Below are 23083 nucleotides of genomic sequence, written 5' to 3'. Positions count from 1 at the left end.
GTGCCAGTTAAATGGAGAAAGCAAAAATTAGTGCCAGTCAGCTCTTTATTTTAATGGTTCTGTTTGAGCTGGGGAGTGCTTTACTGGTACCTCTTGCCATAAGAGCTAAACAGGATGCATGGCTTGCGATTCTGCTGGGCATGTTAGGAAGCTTTGTTTTATTTTTAGTTTATCATAAACTTTATTCGTATTATCCCAACCTCTTACCCACAGAATATATGCAAAAAATCTTAGGTAAAGTGATGGGCACCGTACTGGCTTTTGTTTACATTCTTTATTTTATGTATGATGCCTCAAGGGTTCTACGTGATTTTGGTGAAATGCTGTTAACTTTTGCCTATCCTGACACGCCTTTATTCATCGCGAATGCATTATTAATGCTTGTCATTATTTACACAATTAGAAAAGGAATTGAGGTCATAGCTCGATCAGGAGAATTGCTGTTTATTTTTATGTATGTTCTTGCGGTTGCTGGCTTTATCTTAATTGTTTCTTCTGGTTTAATTGATTTCAAGAATTTACAACCTGTTTTGGAAGAAGGAATATTACCAACGGTAAAGGTTGCAGCGTCTGAAACCTTATATTTTCCATTTACCGAAGCTATCGTATTCACAATGATTTTGCCGTATTTAAATAACTCGAAGAAAGCAAAGGTGACCATGCTATGTGCAACGGGATTAAGTGGAATCAATTTAGTTATTACGATGCTCATTAATATCAGTGTAATTGGTGTTAATCTAACTGCTCGTTCCCAATTTCCACTTCTTAGTACAGTCGCGAGCATCCAAGTAGCAGATTTTTTAGAAAGGCTTGATGTATTTTTTATGCTTGCTATGGTGATTGGCATTTTTTTTAAGGTTACCATATTATTTTATGCAGCCACTATAGGAACAGCTAACTTATTCAAAATTAAATCACCTTCAAAGTTAGCGTATCCTTTAGGTATTGTTATTCTATTTCTATCTATCACAATCGCGAGTAATTTCCAAGAACACCTCCATGAAGGATTATATATAGCCAAGTTTATTCTACATATTCCTCTATTCATAATAATTCCTCCTATCCTTCTTTTTATAGCTTTCTTACAAAAAAGGAAGGACCATGGGGGCAAACATGTTTGACTAGCTAGTTTTCATATAGAATATTGTCTTTATAGCAACATTTCCTAATAAGGTAATTACCTGCAGAAAAATTCTCTCTACATTAGAGTTACCTTTAAAACAAATCTCATATCTACTACATAACGTTCAGAAGATCGTACGTGATGAAAAGGTTAAAGAACGATTCAAAAAAGCAGAAGGTTATTTTAATAAAACCAAAAAGGAGGTCTCAATTGAATGGAAAAAGCTAAGATTAGTTCTAGTCAGCTCTTTATCTTAATGGTCCTATTCGAACTGGGTAGTGCTTTACTGGTACCTCTTGCGATAGATGCAAAACAAGACGCTTGGCTTGCGATTCTGCTTGGAATGGTATTCAGTTTCGTTCTATTATTAGTCTATCATAGGCTTTATACATATTACCCTGACCTTTTGCCTACCGAATATATGCAAAAAATCTTAGGTAAGGTCATGGGCACCGTACTAGCATTTGTTTACATTCTTTACTTTATGTACGATGCCTCAAGGGTTCTACGTGATTTTGGTGAGATGCTGTTAACTTTTGCCTATCCTGACACACCTTTATTCATCGCGAATGCATTATTAATGCTTGTCATTATTTACACAATTAGAAAAGGAATTGAGGTCATAGCTCGATCAGGAGAATTGCTGTTTATTTTTATGTATGTCCTTGCGGTTGCTGGCTTTATCTTAATTGTTTCTTCTGGTTTAATTGAGATTAAAAATTTACAACCTATTTTGGAAGAAGGCTTATTCCCTGTCCTAAAAGTGGTATTTACTCAAACTTTGTATTTCCCATTTACAGAAGTCATTGTATTTACCATGATTTTGCCGTATTTAAATAATCCTAAGAAGGCAAAGGTGACCATGCTATGTGCAACGGGATTAAGTGGAATCAATTTAATTATTACCATGCTTATTAATGTCTGTGTACTGGGTGTTGATTTAACTGCACGTTCACAATACCCACTTCTTAGCACAATTGAGAGCATCCAAGTAGCTAACTTTTTAGAACGGCTTGATGTATTTTTTATGCTTGCTTTAATTATCACCATCTTCTTTAAAATCTGCTTATTATTTTACGCAGCTGTCGTAGGTACGGCTACTCTATTCAAAGTTAAATCACCTTCACGGTTATCATATCCTTTGGGGCTAATCATTCTCTTTTTATCTATTACCATTGCGAGTAATCTTCAAGAGCATAACCATGAAGGACTGAAAGTGGCAATGTTTGTTATACATATCCCTCTTCTTGCAATTGTTCCTCCTTTTCTTCTTCTTGTAGCTTTCTTTAAAAATAGGAAGAAGCATGGAAAGAACACATTGAACTAGTTAATTTTTATATGAAATATTGTCATTCTCGTTGAAATTCCTAGTAAAATCCTTACCCGTGCAAAGAATACTTTTAGTCCAGAATAAACCTTAAAGCAAACCTAACTTCTACTACATAATGTTCAAAAGATTTCAAGTCACAAAAAGGTCAAAGAACAATTCAAAAGAAACAGAAGATCGCTTTAATAAAATCGAGAAGGAGGCCGGTTGAATGGAAAAAGCCAAAATTAGTGCTAGTCAGCTCTTTATCCTAATGGTTCTGTTTGAACTAGGTACTTCTTTATTGTTACCTATTGCCATGGACGCAAAACAGGACGCTTGGCTTGCGATTCTATTTGGAATGGTACTCAGTTTCGTTCTATTACTAGTCTACCATAGGCTTTATCTGTATTACCCAGATCTCCTTCCTACAGAATACATGCAAAAGATTCTAGGGAAAGCGCTGGGTTCATTACTTGCCTTTATATATATCTTTTATTTTATCTATGATGTAGCAAGGGTTCTACGTGATATAGGTGAGATGTTGTTGACCTTTGCTTACCCGGATACCCCTTTATTTATTGCCAATGCTTTGCTGATCCTTGTTATTATTTATACGGTCCGCAAAGGAATTGAAGTAATAGCCCGATCGGGAGAAATCTTTTTCATATTCATGTATATACTAGCCGTTACTGGTTTTATTCTGATTGTGTGTTCGGGGCTAATCGATTTTAAGAACTTACGACCTGTACTTGAAGAAGGAATTTTTCCTATCCTAAAGGTCACATTTAATCAGATTTTATATTTCCCTTTCGGAGAAGCCATTGTTTTCACAATGATTTTACCCTATTTGAAAAATCCAAAAAAGGCAAAAGTGACCATGATATGGGCAACGGGATTAACAGGCATCAATCTAACCATTACCATGATTGTAAACCTTAGTGTACTTGGTGTGGATTTGACTGCACGTTCGCAGTTCCCTCTTCTTAGCACTGTACAAAGTATTCAAGTAGCTGACTTTTTGGAACGCCTTGATGTATTTTTTATGCTTGCTTTAGTTATTGGTGGTTTTTTTAAGATTAGTGTGCTATTTTACGCGGCTGTCATAGGAACTGCCAACTTGTTTAAGATTAAATCACCTTCACGACTGTCATATCCTTTCGGAATCATCATTTTATTTATGTCTCTGACGATTTCTAGTAATTTTCAAGAACATGTCCATGAAGGAATAGGAGTAGAAATGTTTGTTCTGCATATTCCTCTTCTCGCGATTATTCCTCCTCTGCTTCTTCTTATTGCATTCTTAAAAAATAGAAAGAAGCAGAAAGTATAACAGATTTGTTTGCTAACTTTTTAAATGATATAAATCTTCAATTCCAATAATTCATTATGAGCTAGTACTTATTAAAATGGATTTAAATTATGTGAGGTGATTTTTCTGTATACTTGGTTATATGATCATTTTATTAATACAATTCTATTTCCTCTTACTTGTATAGTGTTGGTAGCCATCATACTAAGTGGATATGCGTACTTTAAATTTAAAAAAACGAATAATTAAGATTCTTTAGTGCTTGTTAATTTCTAATATGGACTTTTCTCTTTTAAAACTTGATTATTTATACAAAACATAGTTATTACTTATATTAATTGTTTTAAAAAATTCGCTATCTAAAGCAGCAGTTACCACAATTTCATTTCTAAGAACTTTTATAATAAAAAGGGTAAGGAAAAGAAATACTATGTAAAAAATGTTAAAGGTGGCTTCAACCTGATATGTACCGAAAAGCAAATAATAAGTTGAGCTTTATTCTAATTATGGGTTTGGTATCTCTATTAGCTGCATTTGCTCAAACACTGTGGTTAAGAAATACCTTAGATGATTTAGGAAAACGAATATTTGAAAAAATAAACAACAATTGAAAATACATACTTTATTTTTCTATTGAGCAAACTACTTAGGAAGCTCATTAACTTTCTACCCGAAATTTTCGCAACAAAAAAATCAACCTTTAGGACTCATAGGTTGGTTGTGTGATTTTTAAACTGTATTAGTTATCATAAAACAATTTATAGGCACAAAAACAGGCTTTAAGTTTTCTTAAAGCCTGTTTACTTACCTTTCTTCCTTATGGAGGTTTTCAGGGAGGACAATTATCATTTACTAGCCATTATTTTTCTTACCAATTTCAAGTTACCTACAAGAATAAGAAAAATGATTGGGTATACTAGAGCCGAATATAGTAATTTCCAGCCATTATAATAAAAAAAGTCCGTATTAACTACGAACCATTCAAATACAACAGAAAAAAGTGTCCAACTTAAAATGTAAAGTACTTTTCCTCCTAAACCTTTGTTAAACGAGTAAAAATTTAAAAACAAAAAACTGATAGAGGGAAAATACATAATAACTGCTAAAAGCGATAACCACTGAAACCCTTTTTGAAGATAACCATACAAATTGTAATGCAGATCTAACACTAAATCTGTTGTTACCCCATAAGCATAGGCAAAAACGCATGTAGCATATATTTCAATAGGAACTAATCTTTTAGGTGCGAAAAATGCTAGTAAATTAAAAACTAAAAAGCACAGAAAGACATACATCAATATTAGACTTCCACCTTTGATTACTAAATAAATTGGATACAATTAGTATGTCTATTTATAAAATAAAAATGTAAGTTAGCCAACAACGAATAATTTTTCACATTCGGAACAAACTACACAAGACGCCGTGAGGCATCTACGGATTTTCTTATTCGAATTTTACACAGAAAACTTCCTTAACGCATTGGGAGAGTTTTTCTGTTTTTAAGCTGTATATGCTATACATCTTTAGTTAACATAATGCGAGTTATTGGCACTATTATCAAATGCTTTTCTTATCTTCATTCTAATAACATTTAAATTAGTTTCACATAATGGATTGAAGCAATATCTCTTATCCAATAAAAAGGCAGCTTGCTTTATCAGCAAACTGCCTTTTTTGTAATGACCCGTCCGGGATTCGAACCCGTGTTACCTTTTTAAAAGGACAATATCTTGACCACTTGGCCAACGGACCAGATAAAATTATAAAATGGCAGAGAAGAAGGGATTCGAACCCTCGCATCGCGTTAACGATCTACTCCCTTAGCAGGGGAGCCCCTTGAGCCACTTGGGTACTTCTCTGTATGGATCTCCGACTGAGATACTGTGGAATAATGGTAGGTCTAAGTGGACTTGAACCACCGACCTCACGCTTATCAGACTTGGGCTCTACCAAACTGAGCTACTTCCCGTTTATGGCGCGCCCGAGAGGAGTCGAACCCCTAGCCTTTTGATCCGTAGTCAAACGCTCTATCCAATTGAGCTACGAGCGCTTCCTAAAATGGTGCGGATGAAGGGACTTGAACCCCCACGTCATAAGACACTAGATCCTAAGTCTAGCGCGTCTGCCAATTCCGCCACATCCGCATGTGAAAAATGGTTGCGGGGACAGGATTTGAACCTGCGACCTTCGGGTTATGAGCCCGACGAGCTACCAGACTGCTCCACCCCGCGATAATAATAAAGATATAATGGAAGAGGAAGAGGGATTCGAACCCCCGCGGGCTTTGACACCCCTGTCGGTTTTCAAGACCGATCCCTTCAGCCAGACTTGGGTATTCCTCCATATTTCAGGTTCAATGGTGGACCTTGTAGGACTCGAACCTACGACCGGACGGTTATGAGCCATCTGCTCTAACCAGCTGAGCTAAAGGTCCTTTCTAAGTTCTCTATTAAAATGTGGAGACGGCAACCGGATTTGAACCGGTGATGAAGGTTTTGCAGACCTTGACCTTACCACTTGGCCATGCCACCAATAAGTATGAGGAGGATTTACAATCAGTCGCGTTTATCCGTATGCTACCCCTTCATATGAAACATGGACTAGTAATTAAATAATTGATATCTGTTTCGCTACCAACAAAAATTATTTTACCTTATAATTTCGCAGAAGTCAACATCTATGTAATTTTTTATTTTAATACTTAATTTTGCAATTATTAATTAGGAACATGCATCTAAATAAAGAAAAAAACTCTGTAACAAGAATCATGATTCTTGTTACAGAGCTTTTTTTATAAAAAGGTTTGAGTAATCGCATTTTCTAAATCTCTTGTAGAAGATTTTAGGTATCGTTTTGTAACATTCACATCAGAATGGCCTGCTAATTCGGCAACTGTTGCAATATCTATCCCTTTCTTAACTAACTCATGACAGAAAGTATGGCGTAATTTATGAGGATTTACATTATATTTTTTTAACATGTACTGAACCGTACGTGTAGACATTCTTTTATCAAAATTAGAGACAAATAAAGCTTCATGATTAGAATCAAGTGAATCAATATATTTCTTTAAACTATTCCTTGCTTCTGTAGAAAGAGGAACAAATCGCTTTTTAGACCCTTTAGCATTACGGATAATTAAAAAAACGTCAGATTTGTTAATCTCTACGTCTTTATGATTCAAAGCACAAATCTCTGATACTCGAACCCCTGTATGTAATAAAGTATATACAATAGCAATATCACGAAGGTTTCCCTGTTGCTTTACTTCAGATAAAAGACGGTCAAGCTCACTTGCTTCTAATGACTCTGGTACAACCTCGTTATTTTTCTCTTTTCGTTTACGTTCAATATTTTGAACAATTTCTGGTTTTTCAAGAAAGCGTGCAAAAACGCTAATTGTTACAAAAACTTTTTCTATAGTCGATGCACTTTTATTATTAGATTCAAGGTTAACCATATAAGTTTGGACATTATTTCTTGTTAATCGATCTAAACTTCTACCTTCACTTAGAAGCCATTCATGAAATTGGTTTAGCACTGCTCGATAAGTTTTAATCGTATTATCAGATTTGCCTGATTCTACTAACCATTGGCTAAAGTCATCAATCAACGGAACAACTTCTAGGCTATTTTTTTTCACTCTAAATCCTCCTACACGGACTAATGAATTACGTAAAACATAACATTTAATTTCGTAGAAATCAATTTAAACGAAATTAATATATAAAAAAAAAGCATATCATTGAATGATGTGCTGTTTTTCCGCCTGACAACGTCCTACTCTCACAAGGACAAAGTCCCCACTACCATTGGCGCTAGAGAACTTAACTTCCGTGTTCGGTATGAGAACGGGTGTGACCTCTCTGCTATCGCCACCAGACATATTAAAGATAGTTTTCTCAACACTAAATAACAATTGCTAAGTAAAAACACCGTGCACCCGTCATTGACATGATCGAATAAGCTTTACTTGTACAGTTAGCTCGACCGGGTTGTTCTGCAACACACAGAAGAATCTACTTATGGCTGCTTCCTTCCGGACCTGACCATGTTCATAGGTTTCTATTGTGCAGGACCTAGTTGTCAACACCACTTATCCAAGTCAGACCTTACCCGACTCATACCTCTGTTAGGAATTAAACCCTGCTAAGGCGGATTGCAGGTTACAGGGCACCGCCATCTCCCCGTCTAGCACGGTATGTATAGTTAAGGGATTCCCACCTATGTCGTCCTCCCAATCTGTTTTGTGAACCCGCGATCTCGCAGGTGGGTTTCTGCATATTAACGTTCCAGCGATCCTGTGTCAAAGACAGGCATGGCATCAGTCAACAAATGTAGGAATCCCAAATAAACAGTACGGTTCAAAACAAATAGGGCATAACGTACATCGTAGGATAAGTATTCAATGTGTTTATTGATGATATAGATTATCCTACAATAAAATTTCGCAGAAGTCAACATAAGCGAAAAAATATTCTTTACTTGAAATAAGTAACGACAAAAGAAAGAGAAGGATAAAGGTTTTTTCTATCACACACTCTGATAGGCTATATGATAGTAACGGTCTCTTTAACAGATTTTATCAGTATTCATAAAAAGGGAACAGTAAGCAAAATATATACGATAAAAGGACTCAACAATAAAAAAACATTGGCTACTAACCCTCATACAATTTTTTTATTTGCGTGATTTACTGTTGTTAAGAGGGATTTCTTTGAAAGATGGAAGTTATAAGGAGTCGTGTTCCATTATATTGAGTCATCCACTTAGAAGTGAAGTTCGTTACGGTTAGATTTTTACAACTTAAGAAAACTACTCAAGATTCAACGGGACATCATCTTATACAGCTTAATTGCTTAACAGAAAAACCTACTGTTGAGGGAACTTCACCCCGTTTTTGAGACAGGGATTAATAATGAGGTGAAGTCCCAATGCCAGTAGCTCTTTCTTTTTTCAAATTAAAGATGATATTCTGTTTTATTTACCGTAATCACTCTTTTAGGAACACCACCCCAAAAAGAACCCTTACGAGAGTAAAGGTTTAAGGTAGGGTCAAATTCTACTGTATGCAGCTTTATATATATCCTTGATACACCAGGGTTTTCATTAGGACGACCAAAAAATCGATGAATAAAAAGCGTACCTTTTATTCATATGTTAGATCACACCAAAAGTAGTATTTATATTGAAAAATATGTTATGATATAGTTGTATTTCATACTCGGATACGTATGAATAAACCCTTACAAAAAGAAACCTCGATCGCTAATATCGAGGTTTCTTTTACTTTTCCCATAAAAAATAAGAACTAATCAGTCGCAGAGACCTCTTCTAATTGGTTTAGCAATTGATCAATGAATTGCCTGATTACAATGGTATTCTTACTGGTGAATCCTTCCTCTAAACCAACTTGAATCATAAGTTCTCTTCCTGCCTCTATATCTACAAGTAAAGCTTTTATTAAAGTATTGTTGTATCTATATATTTGCAATTACCTAATCATCTATTTCTCTAAATTGTTACGTTTTTATTTAACAATAACTATATTTTTTACTTTATAACAATATTTTTCCTATAAAACCCAATTAAAAGCTCAGAATACCTTTTTTAGGGTTTGAATAGTTCATTTTTTATACCTAATACGTGTTACAATACGTCTTGTAGATGCGAATAAAAATTCCATTTCTTATTTCATAGTCAAGAAAAGTCCTCGAGTTATGAGGACTTTTCTTGTATTTAACATAGAGATATTCAATTTTAAAGTTAAAAATTGAATAAATATCTGCAAAACACCAAAAAGGACAAACGTTATGACTTGTTTGTCCTTTTTAAATAAAATAATCCTCTTAATTAATAATCAAGAATCTGCTTGGTATACGTAGTAAAATCATTCAGATGCTTATCTAAGATTTGCTGCAGAATATCTTGATTGATCGCTTGATAATCGTGAACAGCAATGTTTCGAAACCCTACCATGGCTTTCATTCTATACGCAATCTCACTTGTAATGATAGATTGTGACTCCAACATATCAAAAGCTTCTCTACTCGTTTGAGGAAGACCTAATCGTTCTTCAGCTACAATGTGCATCGCTAAATCGATACACGCTTCACACGCACGTTGTATGTTTAAGATGATGGAATCCTGTTTGGTATAATCCAGCAAGTTTTGTGGATTTTGTTGGTATACATCCAAAATACGTTTATTACACCTTTCAATCACACTTATTTTATTTAAAATGACATCATTTCTCATAAATACTCCCACTCTCTTCTACTTTTCGTAGCACATCTTTTCGTTCCTCATTTAATTTCGCATACATCTTTAATGCCTTCATTTGTTCATTCATACGCAGTGTGTCATCATCTGAATAAATAACAGTGCCAGTCGTATAAATTTGAGCCTGAAAAACGGTCGAAGCTTCCGCAATGTTAACTAAATCGACTTCTCTCTTTAACAAGCCAGCTAACTCTTGCGCAAGCATGAAGATCTCATATTTATCTAATTTTTTATCCTTCACATAAAAAGCAATATCAATATCACTTTCTTGATGGATAGTTCCTTTTGCAAAAGATCCAAACACAATGATAAAGGAAGGTTGTATATGAGTATGTAAAAATTCAGTAATGGACTGAGCTATCTGACGATCCATAAAATCACTCCCTCGGTTAGCTCTATTGTAGCAAATTTTATTTTTCTAGATAAGAATAGGTTCTGTGCGTTCTTTCATTTTCCTTTTTAACCTATAGAAACTATCTATTTGTTTTATATTAAGGGTCTTATTTTTCTTATGCATTCTCTCTCATTATAATCTAATTATGACCTTCTTATTCTCAAAAAACCACTTTCTTGACACTGTTTTCCGAACCTAAAATAAGTTCAACTAGATGAAATTCATTGTTGATTTATGTAAGTTTTTGATGATAAATAAGTTGAACTAAAGGATTGAAAAGTTGTCTTTTTTCTTGTATAATAAGTTCAACAAAAGTTCAACTTAAAAAATGAGGTGTATAGAGATGAAAATTTCACGTTTTAATAAAGACTGTGGAAACTCCGTCGATATGAATATTATGGATGGGTACCTATTTGACTTTCCAACCAACGTTGTAGAACTCCAAAAAGAAGCTGCTGATTCATTCTTTACAGATGCTGTGACAGCACCAGAAGAATTTAAGAAGCGTATCTTACTATCTACGACAATCGGTGACGAAGAGAAAGAACGTTATTTCTTAGTAGGAGATATCGCAGCAAGCCAACAACTTGCAAACAATCACATCAATCGTTTACATAACAAAATTACAAGCCACATTCCTTATGTGACATTTTTAGCTGCCATTGCATACTATCATGCATTACATGCAAAAGATCAAAAAGATAATAATATTGCAATTGACTATTTCTCTACGATGTTACCAATCTGGTTACTAAAGAAAGAAAGTACCTTTGGGGAAGCGCAAAAAGCCATGGCCAATCGCTTCCTAGGTGACCATACTTTCCGTATTCATACTCCAGGGTTTGAAAAAGAATTAAAGGTAGTTGTGGAAGAAAGTGCTTGCCTAAAAGAAGGTGAAATTGCTCGCTTTGCGTTGAAGAAAGACCTAACACTTCAAGACCGTGAAGATGCCAATGAATATGTGGAATGTGAAACCGTAATGGTAGATATCGGTGGAGGATCAATCGATGTCGTGATTTTACCAGAAGGATTAAAAGCTGCGAACAGCCGTGAATCATTCCAAAGTATTGAAGGCATCCCCTATTTAGCTCATATTGATAAGTTACGCAAAGAGAAATTCCCAGAGTTGTTTACGGATTTGCGTGCTTTTGATCAGTTTATTTTAGATAACTACAGTAAACAAAAATTCGAGTTGAAAAATGAAAACACAGGCGCAGCTATTGATTTAACAGCTCAAATTACATCTTCTTTGAAAGACTATGTGGAAATTTTACTAGCGAAGTTAAATGATGTGGCCCCACCACCGGCAAATAAAATTCGTAAATACGTATATAGTGGTGGTGTTGCTCCGACACTAGAAGTAGCTATTATGACTAGCATGAGTGAAAAGATTGGCGAAGAACGTACGGAGCGATATCATAAAGTACCAGAAGATAGCCGTCACTTGAACTTATTTGGCTTAGAAATCCGAAGCATCGGTTACCTTCAAAAGAAACAAGCTGAGAAGAAAGCCGTTAAATCCTAACAGCGTAGGTGATAACCATGTCAGAGCGTCAAAACGCCTTTACGATTAAAACCAACCAGTTGAGTGATGAAGTCTATGATATACTTGCAAAATATGCGAAGTCTCGAAAATTAGGGGACTATATTTCATCTTTAATTGTTCGTGACCTTCATCGTTCATCTACCGACCAGGTAGAATTAGGACACAGAACAGAAGAAATTCTCGAGCATATCAATTCCCAACTACGGGAGATAAAGCAATTAGCCCAGTCCAACGGATTTGTGGGCAAACAAGAGGATGTAGAAGAAAAGCTTTCAGAAAGTCCAGCCTTCAAAGAAGGTAAGATTGCAGATTTAGAACAGGTATCTGGCTCGCTAGATGATGATGATTTAGAGGAATATAGCGATTTTTAATTAAAAAGCTACTAGGCATACTAGTAGCTTTTTTGCTTTCCGTCGTTTATTGATTTCTAATGTATTCCCATATGTACAAAGGGCGTGCTCGAGCTAAAAAAGAACAATGGTAACGAGAATTTTATTTATTGACAATAGCAATTAGGCCAAGTACTTTTATTAATTCTAAATATCTCTCCATACTTCTGTGTCTCAAGAACATTAATCATTAGGTGTGACAAATACCATATTAATAATCAATTCCTCCTAAAGTGTTAAATAGAAGGAGTCGGTACAGTCATGGTATACTAATAACAAAAATGGAAATCATAGCTAAAAAAAGGGGACTTCCTGATAAATTAATTTTATCAGGAAGTCCCTTTTTTAGCTTCTTCCTATCACCACATCTAATTTGAAGTTATGGCGTTTGTAATATCAAAGAGGTCATTTATTGTCATTTCTTTTTATAAGATTTACCCTACATTTATTGTATCTCCATTACGCTGTGTAATAAACGTTATTGCGTACTATAGTAGAAAAATATAAGTCTTCTATTTTTTATTAAATTGAAGAATTTTTCTTATATATCCTGTTTTAAGTTGCGCTATCATTTTTCTTTTTTTTCACTGGCAATCCGTACTTATTGGAGTTTTCTTTTATTTTTTTTGCGATTTCTTGTGCTTCTTCTTTCGTCACTTTCATACAAAAGACTCCTCTCATGATCTAGTATTATAAGTTTTTTCCAATATCTCAAAAAAATATACATGCTCCTCCCTCCCCTGCCATATACATGTTTTAGGTATGTACAAAAAGTCATTGTCCTAGAGATAATTTTAGATTTTAGGAGTGATTATGTGAGAGTAGAAGAGAAGAAAAGAAAAATTCGAAGTGACAAAAAACGAGATGTAAAACCGTCACTTCCAATTGATCTTAAAGAATGTATTTATCGATTGTCTTACATTACGAATACACCTGTAAAAAGTGTAGTTGAGTCAATTTGTATATCAGGCCTTGCTTCTTCAAAAGTGATGGACTATTTATCAAATTATTTTAGAAGAGGATTTAGTTTTGGCAGCACTGTGTATATGGGCGATATGTCCAAAGAGCCAATTAGACACTTATATAAAAACATAGAAAAAGAACGTGTTTCTACTCGTTTAAAAGATGGACATGGGGAAACGTACGATGTTCTGAAACGTTTAGCTTATGCTTTAGATTGTTCCCCCGCATTAGCAGCATCTTTCTTAATTGAAGCGAGCATCAGGAATTCTGATTTTGTTGATGAATACATGACTCGCCATTTAGAAGAAGAATTGGACCAGGGAAGAATAAAAGAATTAAAAGAGGTGTTAAAATTCATCAATAAAAATAATCCTTATAAAGAAGAGTACAGTCTACACAATTTAATTTCTTATATTATGGATGAATTAAAAGTAGGAGCAACTAGCTTAGGGTCTTCTGTACAAAATTGGCTAGAGAGTATACACCATAAGAGATAGCTCGACCTAAAAAACCTTTGAATTTATAATTCAAAGGTTTTTTGCTTGCCTTTTATTTCGTTAAATAAAATTTCTGCGCCTAATGGACTTAGGACTATGTTATTTACATATCTTCGATTTTGAGGCATTATCTCACCTGTAATCACACATTTGTCATATTCTTTGTATTTTTTTATTTCTATATGATCATCTTCCAATAAAATTTCTACTGAATCATCTTTATCTATATTCAGTACCTTTCTTAGTTCAATGGGAATGACTATACGCCCACTGCATCTATCTTTCTCAACGTACTTAGTCCCTTCATGCTGACTCTCCTTTTATACGTTCATAAGCACAACTTTCATATTATACTACAAATGTATAAATTAACCTATAATAATTTAATAAATCAGGTTTCAATGTAAACGTTTAGAATTTTTTCTTAAATTGCTCTTGTACATAAATACATGTGCGCTCATGTTCATGGGAAAAGAAATGATTTTGTTTATGATACACTTTTACTCCACAAGAAGGACAGGCATAGAAACCCACTTTAACATCTTGAGTTACTTCATGCGCATAAAATTCACCATTCGATTTAAACATGACTACATGGTTCGCTTTCTCAATCTTTGCTCTCATAAAAGCATCTCCCACCTTATTTTGAATTCATTACCATAATAAGGGTTTAAGGGGTGAGTTGTAAAAGAAAATGTATAGGTGTATGCCTATATCTACAGAAAAAAGCATCAATTCCCATGATATTTATGCATGAGAATGCTGCTTTTTATTAATTCTCATTTAAATGATATCCTTTAAACTCATATCCATATACACTGGTCAACCCTACAAAATTTTCATAGGAATACGTAATAGCAACTAGTGTACACACTTGGACTTTATCATAAAGCCTTTCAATATCCGCATTATGCATTCTCACACAATCTTGGCTCACACATTTTCCAATACTGCTTTCATTGTCCTTCCTATAAATTCATATATTCGTCATTTTTTAGAATCTTAATCAATTAAAAATCTACAAATAGTCTATGGTTAAGAATTATCTAGGCGACGTAGGAAAACATTAATTCACTCAAATTCACACACGTATACATGGTGAAATTATACATTCACGAAACTTAATTTAATTAAAAAAGCATCCTGAAAGGGTGCTTAAAAGTTGTCCTATAAAACTTCCCTATTTCACCTGAGTTTTTGGCTTTCTCCCTTTAATTAAATAATTCTATTGTGAAGATCTTTATTATCAAAATCTCGTTCTAACTACTCAGATAATTCCATTAACTTTTATGAATTTCAATTCTTTGTTTGGCAATCGCTTCTACTTCTTTATTTAATTGTAGCCGTTCATAATACGACTTCATTGTTTAACCTACCTTGTAAATGAAGGATACATGTAGTGAAAAGAATCCCTGTTAGCTTTACTGAATTATAAATAAGTTATTGGGACATTCTATATAAGGAAGAAGGAAAACAAGTTATTGATTACAACTAATGATTACAAAGCTTCTTACATTTGGGATGAGGTGTCTACAGCAGACATATTTCAGAAAACCTTATTGTAAATCGATGTATGTTTGATTCATGAGGAGATGGTAGTCATGAACGTAGTAAGAATATATATAATGGGTAGACAATAATATTCGTTTATAACCATACAAATGAGGTGTTTGTCCCAGACCAAGAACGATTTCGTTCACATTGTATATTTTTTAGTTCAATGCTTAAATGAGGTGTTTGTTAAAGAGAATATACTTTTTCAAGTTACTGTTTCATTAGGCAATGGAATTACGTAAATGAGGTGTTCCTTAAAGATCATATGCTGCATTAAAAGCTACTTTTTCCTTCTTCATATGACGGGATGTATAATCGTTTGCATCCCGTTTGTGCTATATAAACTATCTTAATCACTCATTAAAAAGAGGAATCATAGAAACAGCTTCCAATTGATGGATTGCTATTTTTTCCTCCTACCTTCCAAATATAAAAAAAGTAGACTTTTCATCCTTCACTTCGCCTTCAAACTTTTGCTTTTTTTACGTTCAGTTTCTTGTGTTGTACTCAGTTTCCCAAAAAATGTGCTCCACTATTCCGTGCAAAAAATTTCGTGAATCTATTTTGTGATTTCCCTTTTCTCCCTTTGTCATAATCCTTTTTCTTTCTCAGCACCTCCCTCCTTTTAAGCTGACTTTTAAAAATTCTCAAAAAAAAATGTGCTTTCCTTTGGCGATTCCATCTATTTTTTCAACAGAAATCAGATTGATGTCTTGTAAAAACATATCCATGACATTTGTTCCTTTTCTGTAAATTGTGGTTCCCCACTACAAAAGAGAGAAGAGCATAAGGGGTTTTTGCCCCCACCATAGGTGTGGGGCTAGGCAGTGCCTAGCAAAACCGTGGGTACAAGAAAACCTGTTGAATGTGAACCTACTGTTGACCTAATCCCTGCCATGTGAACCTACTGTGAACATAAAAAACTAATGATGTGAACCTACTGTTAACATGTGTTTTTTCACTTCATGGCTAAATCTTGTTGCTTTTCGTTCAATTTTTGGAGTTTTTCTTGTAAGCTTTTTTGCTCATCTTCATAGAGCTGAATGCTTTCATCGCGATTTTTGATTCCCTATCAGCCTTTTCCTCCTCAACTTGGTACTTCATATCACGTTGTAACTCTTTTATTTCTTATTACGTTTGACGTTTACGTTTGGCTTCTACCGGAATTTCTTGTCCATAGTTTTTCATTTTCTTTTAACAAAATCTTTTTCTAACTCATTGACCAAAAGAGCATATTCTTGTTTGTTTTTGATTCTTTTTCCTCCTTCACTATTCGTTTTTTGTCGGTAAGAATAGAGCTTGGTAAATAATGCATGAGCGTCTATTCCCTCTGTTGAACTTGTATCAAAATCACTTGTCGATTCGTTTAAGTTTACTGTTTCATTTTTGTAGTTTTCTTAATAAAAATCAAAGACAAGTACCTCTCAATTTAAAAACAATTCGATCAACTTTCTTCTTATGCAAGAAACTAATCTTCACTTTACTTTTTTTAGTTTAAGTTGGTCGCAACTAATTCAGATTTAATTTAATTTAATTAAATTCAGTAAAAAAGAAATTAAACTCAATTGTAATATAGTGAGTTAATGTACTGGATAAAAATTATATTATTTTCAAGTTAATTGATAATCAATTAACTTGAACTAGTATACACCTAATTAGGTGTATACTAGACTTAATAAATCATTTGAAAACCTTTCTATTAAACCAATCTCTATTTAAATAAAAGAAACTTATTCAGACTCAATTGAGTCTGAATAAGTTATCACTATTGAGCAAATACACATCTAAGGTCTCGAACTTAGATTCTAATGGCTTAAGGTTATAACTCTATAGGCCTGTTCAAATTCCACTAGAGAATTTCTTTTTTCTAAAAATCTAATAAAAAACAAATTATAGAGTTTAAATCTCGATCTTTATATTGAATCTTTTTTTTAAATTAAATTATTTTCTACACATTAGGAGAAGACACCAAGTTAAACTTAAGATCACCTTAACAAATAACTTAAAATCTACTCTGTATACTGCAGTAAATAAGTTCAACTTGTTAATGAATAGGTTAAACTATATGGATTTAGACTACGAAATAACCAAATTAAGATGTATTTAGGTGAACTCAATTGCATTTTAATTAAACTTATTATAATATCTAAAAAAAAGACACTATAACTTCATTAGTTTATAGTTTTTAAACAGGATTCAGCTCAGACTTAATTGAATTAAGTAGGATATAATAAAATTAATTCAGTTAAATATAAAACCTGATAAAATAGGAGAGACAAGTCTTAAATAAGTGATGTTTAATTAACACAGGGTCAATTAAGTTAGACCTAATTGAGTCATAAAATTTACTATGTATAAGGAATTTCTAACTCAGTTAGATTAAATTGTCTTTAAAGGAGGTATAATTTTGAGCGAAGAAACAATGGTTATTTCAGAAGTTGCTAGAAAATTTAATATAGAAAATCATCAATTACGCGACTGGTGCGAAGTCGGATTAGTACGGCATAAGAGAATTGGAAGAATAAGATACATATTCACTGACGAAGATAAAAAAATCGAGAAGATCATTGAACTAAAGGACAAATTTGGAAAACACGCACCAAATGAAATGATTCGTGAAGAACTAATTAAAGCAAATTTAATGAGCGAGGAACAAACAAAAGTGATTGATAAGGATGTAGATGAAGAAGATGTAAACGAAAACTCCTTTAAAGAAGCATTTTTATTACTTGCAAAAAAAATAGAAGAAATGGATAAAAAAATGGAAAAGAAGGAACAATTAATGCTTCCATCTGAAAATTTGGCAGAAAAAAAAGATGTTATAGAGATAAAAGAGCAGATGAATAAACTTGAACAAGATAATCAGCGTTTAAAAGAAGTCAATGATCAATTACTTAAAAAGTTAGATTCTATTCATTCAGCTATGACCGAAATTCAAAAAGAACAAGGAAAAAGCATATGGAAAAGAATGTTCACTAAATAATAAAACAGCTTCTAATTACTAATTAGAAGCTGTTTTATTATTTGTAGCAATTGTCAGGGAGTGTTTTTCTTACTCCCTTAAACAATAAATTTATTTAAATACAGATAGAATTTTCATCTCGTAAAAGATGTAAAATTAAATCTTTTGAGATATATTACTAATTTTTATTGAATTATGCGATTAATTAACGCTATAATAAAACTAACAAAAATGACCGGAATAGAAAAAAGACTTCAACTGTTTAAGAAGTGTTGGTAGCACTCTTAAACCGTTCGCCCTAAACACGGTAGGGAAAACACTTGTCGAAGTCTCTTGTTAATAGATTCAGTTTTTCTATAGAATAAAACTTATGGTTTTATTTTATATGAAATAGCTATCTATTTCAAGGGCTTAGTTCATCAAAATCACGACATTGTTTTCCTTTTTCCAGGGAAACAGTGTCTTTTTTTGTTCCTTAAAGGGGATAATGAACAAATGACAAAGATATTAACTTGCTATTTAAAAGATGTAGATACTTTCAATGGGCGTTTCAAATGGTTATGGACCAACAAGTCCACGCTTCGTAAAAAGAAAGAAGAGTTTTTAGACATTCTTCGTACCCACTTTAAACAACAACAATCAGCTATACATAAAGAATTTCCTAAAAAAAGAATGGAAATGCTCGATCACGTCATCTATAACCTAGTGGCTACGGGCATTCAAGCGATCCGTTCTGAAACGCTTATGAAGAAATTCGATGTTTCCAAAAGTACGGTTTCTCGTTTTGTACGCTCGCTAAAAGCGACACCCTTTATACTTGTGGCACGATACATTAAAGAGGATGCAACAGGCACTCATCCTGACAGTTATGTATTTATCCTTAAAAGCCATAAGAACTTTCATCACATTTGCGACGAAATCTTTTTTGCCCATGATACAACAGGTATACAAGCGCTTCAACAAGAAGAAATGACCACTCCTGTGACACGTCCTGTGACGCATCCAGAAAGTGCTGAAAACGTTGATATAACAAGCTTAGAGGCCGATAAATCACCTGATGCCTTTATTAACCTTGATTTACCTGTAAATCATGTAAATAATCATTTAATGTCTGTTTCACAGGCCTTCACCTATATCAAAGGTGTTCCTAAGAAAGTCAATCAAGTATATGCAGGTAAGTATGGACATCAAATACAAGCCTTCTATGCTCGTATTCAAAATGCAGCAAAAGCTGTAAAAAGAGATACAGAGATTACGATTGAGAAAGAGCAAGTACACGAAGTGGCTTATTCAGCCATTGTTGGGTTAGATAAATATGTACATGAAGCCAATCAACAAGGGAATCCTTTATCCCTAGGGGATATGTGTCGATTAATCTATCAAATTGCGAAAAACCAATTCTACGAATTCGTAGAACCTAAAGGGCAGAATTATTCATCAGTATACGCACACCAACACGAAGTTATACATAACGAAAGTCAAACAACATTGGTTAAGCCCAAACATATTATCCGTAAGGAAATGATTCCTGATTGGTTAAAAGCTGAAGGAGATCAAAAAGAGAGTGTACAAGAAACAGAAGTTACGTTGGAACAAAAGCTTGAAATGGTTCAGCTGAAGCAAGATCTAGGACAAGATCTAACCCCAGAAGAAGAGAATTTGCTGCAGGAACACTGCTCAACGTACAGTTCGTTAGAAATGGCGAAACTGAAACAAGAATTAGGACAAGCATTAACATCTGAGGAACAAGAATTATTGTATCAACATGCTAAATTAAAGGAACCAGCTTCTTAATTTTTAAAAATAGTTAAAGTATCATAAGGATTTTCGCTATTTTTAACGTATTCAATGTTTTAAGAGAGGACTTGGCAGGATTTGAACCTGCAAGACGCCACAGTTGTATAGTGTAATACGACTGGCTGCTCTGCCATTGAGCTACAAGTATGCACATAGTCTCTGTTTATATGTACGACAGGAGAAAATGTAAGAAGTGAAGAAATCCCTTAGAAGCTAAATTATTATTAGGATATATTTATTTAGAACACTGTTCTGAATAATAAATAAATTTATATCTACGCAGGAGGAGAACATTATGCCACATAAAATTACGTTAACCGGATCAGCCACAGGACCACTACGAGAATACGATCGCTATGTTGCCTTTGATATGCGTGAAAAAGGGTCACCATCTGCGCCTAAAGGGTTGAAGAAGAGTACGTTTATTTCGTATACGGTATTTGTTGCAAAGAAGGCTTTTAACAAAACAGGTCTCACGAAAAAAAGTATTATGCATGAAAAAATCTTAATTCAAGGAGAACCAACATTAGACATTCCGATTGATGAATGCCCTGGTGAAGTAGGCGTAATCTGCTTCCAGATTACCGTTCTCCCGAATAAGAAAGACAAAGAAGGCAATGAATCAAACGATAAAAAAGAGGCCAAACAAGAGGCTTCTGCAGCGCAACAAGAAGTTGCTGCTACCAAACAGGAAGAAAAACCGGTAACTACTTCTCAACCTGTAGCAAAAGAAGAGAAGAAAGCTGAAACAGTACAGTCAGAAGTGAAGGAAACGCCTGTTCAAGCGAAAAAGGCGGAGCCACAAAAGAAACAGATGCCAAATCAGCCAAAAGGGACACAGGATGTTTTAAGCTTTGATGACATTATCGTACCTGAAGAGTTCTCAAGGACACGTCCAAACCCTGAAAAAACACAAAAGGTCATTGATTTTGTGAAACGCACAGGACGCTTAGATGAGCCTTTGACAATTGAAAAAGGGTCCAAGATTTTAAAAGACGGCTATCGTCGTTATGTCGTGGCCAAAACTGTCAAAATGGACAAAGTTCCGGTTACTTATGAATACGAGAAGTAAGTGAAGTGAAAGTAGAAGCGTTTAGGGGGAGAACGTCTTGACTCAAAATGAAAAAGAAAACCCAACGAGTGAACACATGGCTGATGTTATCGATTTCAATGAAAAGAAAGAAAAAAGTAACATCCATGTAGAAGAGGGAATCAAATGGTTAAGGCAAGCTGCCCTAGCTGGAGATAATGGAGCGATGAATGAGTTAGCGTTTCAATTATTAACCGGCAAGCTAGTGAAACAAGATGCTGAGGAAGGCGAAAAATGGCTCAGAAAATCTGCGGATACTGGAGATCGATGGGCCATGATGGAGTTGGGTTACCGTTTGCTCGTCGGGGAAGACCTGGATAAAAATCAGGCTGAAGGTGAAAAGTGGATTCGAAGATCTGCGGAGTTGGAGTATCCAATGGCTATGAGAGTATTAGGATACAGATTACTTGAAGGATTGGATATAGAAAAGAATGTAGAAGAAGGCGAGTATTGGCTTAGGAAAGCAGCTGATGTATATGAACCAATAGCTATGAGAATATTAGGCTATCGATTATTAACTGGAAAACATGAGTTGAAACAGAATGTGATGGAAGGTGAAAAGTGGTTACAGAAAGCAGCTGAAGCTGGAGAAACCATTGCGATGAGGGAATGGGGTAAATATTTAATTCATGGAGTGATTAAATAGCTGAACATAATAGCTTACCTTCAGCCAAGACTGTACTGACTACATTAACAACAGAAAAAACATATACCACCTCATAATTAGCTGATATTTTTGTTATCCAATAGTTCTTAAATAGAAAACCTTTTTTCTTTGATCTAAAGCAAAAAGGTTTTCCTGTGTGAAGTTCAATTTGGAAGAATATCTACAACAAAGACCGCCCATTATGTATCAGTGTATAAGGCGGTCTTAACTGTATTCATGCTATATGTTTATGACCAAAATATCGACACTATTCTAAAAAGACGTCAGGTAAAAAAGGCGATCGCTAATATCGCTGCCACACAGGCTAAATAGACATTCCCACTCCAATCCCTCTTTTCCTTTTCATTCACCGTATAGCTATTATAAGAACCTTCAATCGGTTCTATTTTTAGTTTTCTTTGTAAGGCTACTTCTTTACCTGAAATCAAGTTTGATTCCTCCATTATTTGATAATTGTAAGGTAGGAAACGTCCTTGTTCGTCTCTCAATCGGTTGCTGACGTCTTGCAGGCCCTGCTGCCTTTTCACTGGTAGAAGGCTGCTGTTTGGATTGAATAGTTGCTCCTGACATTGATTGGCCATCTGTTGATGTTCTAAGTAACGTAGAAGTGTTTGTAGACGTTCCTTTTCGCTCAAGGTCATCATGTTCTCCTCCTCCTTTCTCTTCGATGTTGGGCTCTTGTTCCATCCATAATGGGTGGGAAGAAGGCTGCCACGGAGAGGAGGGGAGAGGGACGTCACTCATTTTATACTGATTCATTAACGCTAAGAAAACAGGATTGTGCGCTGCAGTAAAAAGCGCACACCTCATAATTTGATTTCGGTCTAATTCTGTAGCTTGAAACAGACTATCTACATATGTACGATACAAAGAATGGTACCGCACGGTTGGTCGATAGGTGTCAACTTGATTTTTCGACTTCTTATTTCTCTTCATACGCGTTTTTCTCTTTCAAGATGACCTCTAACATCTGTTTGCCTTCTAGCGTTAAATAGACGTCTTTTCGACTTAGTAACGAGATTGCTAATTCTTTTGTCATCTCATTCGCTCCATTCCTGGTGGTTTATCCTGACGTCTTGTTGTGACGTCTCAATGAAGTATATGCTTAGTAGCTTGGACAATATCCCCTTTTTTTGTATACAGTATAAAAAAGGGGAGTTTAGGCAAGAATCCTTACTAACGAGTAAGGAGTGAATGA

20 protein-coding genes, 8 tRNA genes, 1 rRNA gene and 2 other RNA genes are annotated in these 23083 nt (G+C 34.5%); 10 read left to right on the top strand and 21 right to left on the bottom strand.

The features are described from left to right. The first annotated feature begins 11 nt into the window (after positions 1 to 11). The 3 genes from LIS78_RS27240 to LIS78_RS27230 all read left to right on the top strand — a co-directional run bounded on the left by LIS78_RS27240 (position 12) and on the right by LIS78_RS27230 (position 3762). Positions 12 to 1121 carry a GerAB/ArcD/ProY family transporter gene (locus LIS78_RS27240; protein ID WP_209151868.1) on the top strand — a complete coding sequence of 370 codons (1110 nt, stop codon included), beginning with the start codon at positions 12 to 14 and terminating at the stop codon, positions 1119 to 1121. 216 nt (positions 1122 to 1337) lie between these two features. After that, positions 1338 to 2450, top strand: a complete 1113-nt coding sequence (locus LIS78_RS27235; protein WP_252285436.1) for a GerAB/ArcD/ProY family transporter — start codon at positions 1338 to 1340, stop codon at positions 2448 to 2450. 211 nt (positions 2451 to 2661) lie between these two features. Beyond that, on the top strand, positions 2662 to 3762 hold the full coding sequence (locus LIS78_RS27230) for a GerAB/ArcD/ProY family transporter (RefSeq protein WP_209151872.1): 1101 nt from the start codon (positions 2662 to 2664) through the stop codon (positions 3760 to 3762). Between the two features lie 824 nt (positions 3763 to 4586). Here LIS78_RS27230 and LIS78_RS31625 read toward each other — a convergent pair. The 15 genes from LIS78_RS31625 to mntA form a co-directional block, all read right to left on the bottom strand. Beyond that, a complete protein-coding gene (locus LIS78_RS31625) occupies positions 4587 to 5036 on the bottom strand; it encodes a CBO0543 family protein (protein ID WP_350495079.1) in 450 nt (149 codons plus the stop codon). A gap of 476 nt (positions 5037 to 5512) precedes the next feature. Next, positions 5513 to 5603 (bottom strand) — tRNA-Ser (locus LIS78_RS27225). A 114-nt stretch (positions 5604 to 5717) separates the two neighbouring features. After that, positions 5718 to 5794: transfer RNA gene (locus LIS78_RS27220), tRNA-Arg, on the bottom strand. A 9-nt stretch (positions 5795 to 5803) separates the two neighbouring features. Beyond that, positions 5804 to 5888 (bottom strand) — tRNA-Leu (locus LIS78_RS27215). A gap of 10 nt (positions 5889 to 5898) precedes the next feature. Continuing rightward, positions 5899 to 5975, bottom strand: a tRNA-Met gene (locus tag LIS78_RS27210). An 18-nt stretch (positions 5976 to 5993) separates the two neighbouring features. Further along, a tRNA-Ser gene (locus tag LIS78_RS27205) sits at positions 5994 to 6086 on the bottom strand. A gap of 15 nt (positions 6087 to 6101) precedes the next feature. After that, a tRNA-Ile gene (locus tag LIS78_RS27200) sits at positions 6102 to 6178 on the bottom strand. A gap of 23 nt (positions 6179 to 6201) precedes the next feature. After that, positions 6202 to 6275: transfer RNA gene (locus LIS78_RS27195), tRNA-Cys, on the bottom strand. Between the two features lie 260 nt (positions 6276 to 6535). After that, on the bottom strand, positions 6536 to 7387 hold the full coding sequence (locus tag LIS78_RS27190; RefSeq protein WP_252285435.1) for a tyrosine-type recombinase/integrase: 852 nt from the start codon (positions 7385 to 7387) through the stop codon (positions 6536 to 6538). Between the two features lie 124 nt (positions 7388 to 7511). Further along, a 5S ribosomal RNA gene (rrf, locus tag LIS78_RS27185) occupies positions 7512 to 7627 on the bottom strand. A 52-nt stretch (positions 7628 to 7679) separates the two neighbouring features. Then, positions 7680 to 7944: signal recognition particle sRNA large type (ffs, locus tag LIS78_RS27180), an RNA gene on the bottom strand. A 13-nt stretch (positions 7945 to 7957) separates the two neighbouring features. Next, positions 7958 to 8146: non-coding RNA, 6S RNA (ssrS, locus tag LIS78_RS27175), on the bottom strand. 909 nt (positions 8147 to 9055) lie between these two features. Then, complete coding sequence (locus LIS78_RS31530) at positions 9056 to 9238, bottom strand: aspartyl-phosphate phosphatase Spo0E family protein (RefSeq protein WP_280640330.1); 183 nt, start codon at positions 9236 to 9238, stop codon at positions 9056 to 9058. Positions 9239 to 9597: 359 nt separating this feature from the next. Next, positions 9598 to 10002, bottom strand: a complete 405-nt coding sequence (gene hepT, locus LIS78_RS27165) for a type VII toxin-antitoxin system HepT family RNase toxin (RefSeq protein ID WP_209151876.1) — start codon at positions 10000 to 10002, stop codon at positions 9598 to 9600. Then, positions 9992 to 10399, bottom strand: a complete 408-nt coding sequence (mntA, locus tag LIS78_RS27160) for a type VII toxin-antitoxin system MntA family adenylyltransferase antitoxin (RefSeq protein WP_252285434.1) — start codon at positions 10397 to 10399, stop codon at positions 9992 to 9994. Before mntA ends, hepT begins: the two co-directional genes overlap by 11 nt. Before the next feature lie 364 nt (positions 10400 to 10763). On the opposite strand from mntA, the gene LIS78_RS27155 reads away from it, so the two are divergent. From LIS78_RS27155 to LIS78_RS27145, 3 genes are all read left to right on the top strand, one after another. After that, on the top strand, positions 10764 to 11945 hold the full coding sequence (locus LIS78_RS27155) for an Alp7A family actin-like protein (protein ID WP_209151880.1): 1182 nt from the start codon (positions 10764 to 10766) through the stop codon (positions 11943 to 11945). A gap of 17 nt (positions 11946 to 11962) precedes the next feature. Continuing rightward, on the top strand, positions 11963 to 12337 hold the full coding sequence (locus LIS78_RS27150; protein WP_209151882.1) for a hypothetical protein: 375 nt from the start codon (positions 11963 to 11965) through the stop codon (positions 12335 to 12337). Between the two features lie 833 nt (positions 12338 to 13170). Next, positions 13171 to 13815, top strand: a complete 645-nt coding sequence (locus LIS78_RS27145) for a hypothetical protein (protein ID WP_209151884.1) — start codon at positions 13171 to 13173, stop codon at positions 13813 to 13815. A gap of 23 nt (positions 13816 to 13838) precedes the next feature. Here the strand turns inward: LIS78_RS27145 and LIS78_RS27140 are convergent, their stop codons facing one another. The 3 genes from LIS78_RS27140 to LIS78_RS31620 all read right to left on the bottom strand — a co-directional run bounded on the left by LIS78_RS27140 (position 13839) and on the right by LIS78_RS31620 (position 14764). Next, on the bottom strand, positions 13839 to 14012 hold the full coding sequence (locus LIS78_RS27140) for a hypothetical protein (RefSeq protein WP_252285433.1): 174 nt from the start codon (positions 14010 to 14012) through the stop codon (positions 13839 to 13841). Between the two features lie 214 nt (positions 14013 to 14226). Continuing rightward, a complete protein-coding gene (locus LIS78_RS27135; protein WP_209151886.1) occupies positions 14227 to 14439 on the bottom strand; it encodes a hypothetical protein in 213 nt (70 codons plus the stop codon). A gap of 148 nt (positions 14440 to 14587) precedes the next feature. Beyond that, positions 14588 to 14764, bottom strand: coding sequence for a L,D-transpeptidase family protein (locus tag LIS78_RS31620; protein WP_350495081.1), 177 nt, complete (start codon positions 14762 to 14764; stop codon positions 14588 to 14590). Positions 14765 to 17776: 3012 nt separating this feature from the next. Here LIS78_RS31620 and LIS78_RS27130 point away from each other — a divergent pair. Both LIS78_RS27130 and LIS78_RS27125 read left to right on the top strand, forming a co-directional pair. Continuing rightward, complete coding sequence (locus tag LIS78_RS27130; RefSeq protein WP_209151888.1) at positions 17777 to 18352, top strand: MerR family transcriptional regulator; 576 nt, start codon at positions 17777 to 17779, stop codon at positions 18350 to 18352. A gap of 474 nt (positions 18353 to 18826) precedes the next feature. Further along, positions 18827 to 20125 carry a replication protein gene (locus LIS78_RS27125; RefSeq protein WP_252285432.1) on the top strand — a complete coding sequence of 433 codons (1299 nt, stop codon included), beginning with the start codon at positions 18827 to 18829 and terminating at the stop codon, positions 20123 to 20125. Between the two features lie 66 nt (positions 20126 to 20191). On the opposite strand, the gene LIS78_RS27120 is transcribed toward LIS78_RS27125, so the two are convergent. Then, positions 20192 to 20274 (bottom strand) — tRNA-Tyr (locus LIS78_RS27120). A 149-nt stretch (positions 20275 to 20423) separates the two neighbouring features. On the opposite strand from LIS78_RS27120, the gene LIS78_RS27115 reads away from it, so the two are divergent. Continuing rightward, on the top strand, positions 20424 to 21200 hold the full coding sequence (locus tag LIS78_RS27115) for a ParB N-terminal domain-containing protein (protein ID WP_209151892.1): 777 nt from the start codon (positions 20424 to 20426) through the stop codon (positions 21198 to 21200). A 37-nt stretch (positions 21201 to 21237) separates the two neighbouring features. Next, positions 21238 to 21864, top strand: a complete 627-nt coding sequence (locus LIS78_RS27110) for a tetratricopeptide repeat protein (RefSeq protein ID WP_209151894.1) — start codon at positions 21238 to 21240, stop codon at positions 21862 to 21864. Between the two features lie 284 nt (positions 21865 to 22148). Here the strand turns inward: LIS78_RS27110 and LIS78_RS27105 are convergent, their stop codons facing one another. Together LIS78_RS27105 and LIS78_RS27100 are read right to left on the bottom strand one after the other, a co-directional pair. Then, positions 22149 to 22313 carry a hypothetical protein gene (locus LIS78_RS27105; RefSeq protein WP_209151896.1) on the bottom strand — a complete coding sequence of 55 codons (165 nt, stop codon included), beginning with the start codon at positions 22311 to 22313 and terminating at the stop codon, positions 22149 to 22151. Then, complete coding sequence (locus LIS78_RS27100) at positions 22300 to 22821, bottom strand: hypothetical protein (protein ID WP_209151898.1); 522 nt, start codon at positions 22819 to 22821, stop codon at positions 22300 to 22302. The genes LIS78_RS27105 and LIS78_RS27100 overlap by 14 nt, the downstream gene beginning before the upstream one ends. Positions 22822 to 23083: the final 262 nt, after the last annotated feature.

Origin of the sequence: Priestia megaterium, assembly GCF_023824195.1 — a bacterium.
Classification (GTDB): domain Bacteria; phylum Bacillota; class Bacilli; order Bacillales; family Bacillaceae_H; genus Priestia; species Priestia megaterium_D.
The sequence above is the reverse complement of the archived record's forward strand: the minus strand, read 5'-3'. Positions and strand labels throughout refer to the sequence as shown.

Excerpts from the sequence above, each read along its gene's own strand:
- LIS78_RS27240 (WP_209151868.1), top strand. The coding sequence starts at position 12 with ATGGAGAAAGCAAAAATTAGTGCCAGTCAGCTCTTTATTTTAATGGTT.
- LIS78_RS27155 (WP_209151880.1), top strand. The coding sequence starts at position 10,764 with ATGAAAATTTCACGTTTTAATAAAGACTGTGGAAACTCCGTCGATATG.
- LIS78_RS27125 (WP_252285432.1), top strand. The coding sequence starts at position 18,827 with ATGACAAAGATATTAACTTGCTATTTAAAAGATGTAGATACTTTCAAT.
- LIS78_RS27230 (WP_209151872.1), top strand. The coding sequence starts at position 2,662 with ATGGAAAAAGCCAAAATTAGTGCTAGTCAGCTCTTTATCCTAATGGTT.
- LIS78_RS27150 (WP_209151882.1), top strand. The coding sequence starts at position 11,963 with ATGTCAGAGCGTCAAAACGCCTTTACGATTAAAACCAACCAGTTGAGT.
- LIS78_RS27115 (WP_209151892.1), top strand. The coding sequence starts at position 20,424 with ATGCCACATAAAATTACGTTAACCGGATCAGCCACAGGACCACTACGA.
- LIS78_RS31625 (WP_350495079.1), bottom strand. The coding sequence starts at position 5,036 with ATGTATGTCTTTCTGTGCTTTTTAGTTTTTAATTTACTAGCATTTTTC.
- LIS78_RS27135 (WP_209151886.1), bottom strand. The coding sequence starts at position 14,439 with ATGAGAGCAAAGATTGAGAAAGCGAACCATGTAGTCATGTTTAAATCG.
- LIS78_RS27100 (WP_209151898.1), bottom strand. The coding sequence starts at position 22,821 with ATGAAGAGAAATAAGAAGTCGAAAAATCAAGTTGACACCTATCGACCA.
- mntA (WP_252285434.1), bottom strand. The coding sequence starts at position 10,399 with ATGGATCGTCAGATAGCTCAGTCCATTACTGAATTTTTACATACTCAT.
- LIS78_RS27235 (WP_252285436.1), top strand. The coding sequence starts at position 1,338 with ATGGAAAAAGCTAAGATTAGTTCTAGTCAGCTCTTTATCTTAATGGTC.
- hepT (WP_209151876.1), bottom strand. The coding sequence starts at position 10,002 with ATGAGAAATGATGTCATTTTAAATAAAATAAGTGTGATTGAAAGGTGT.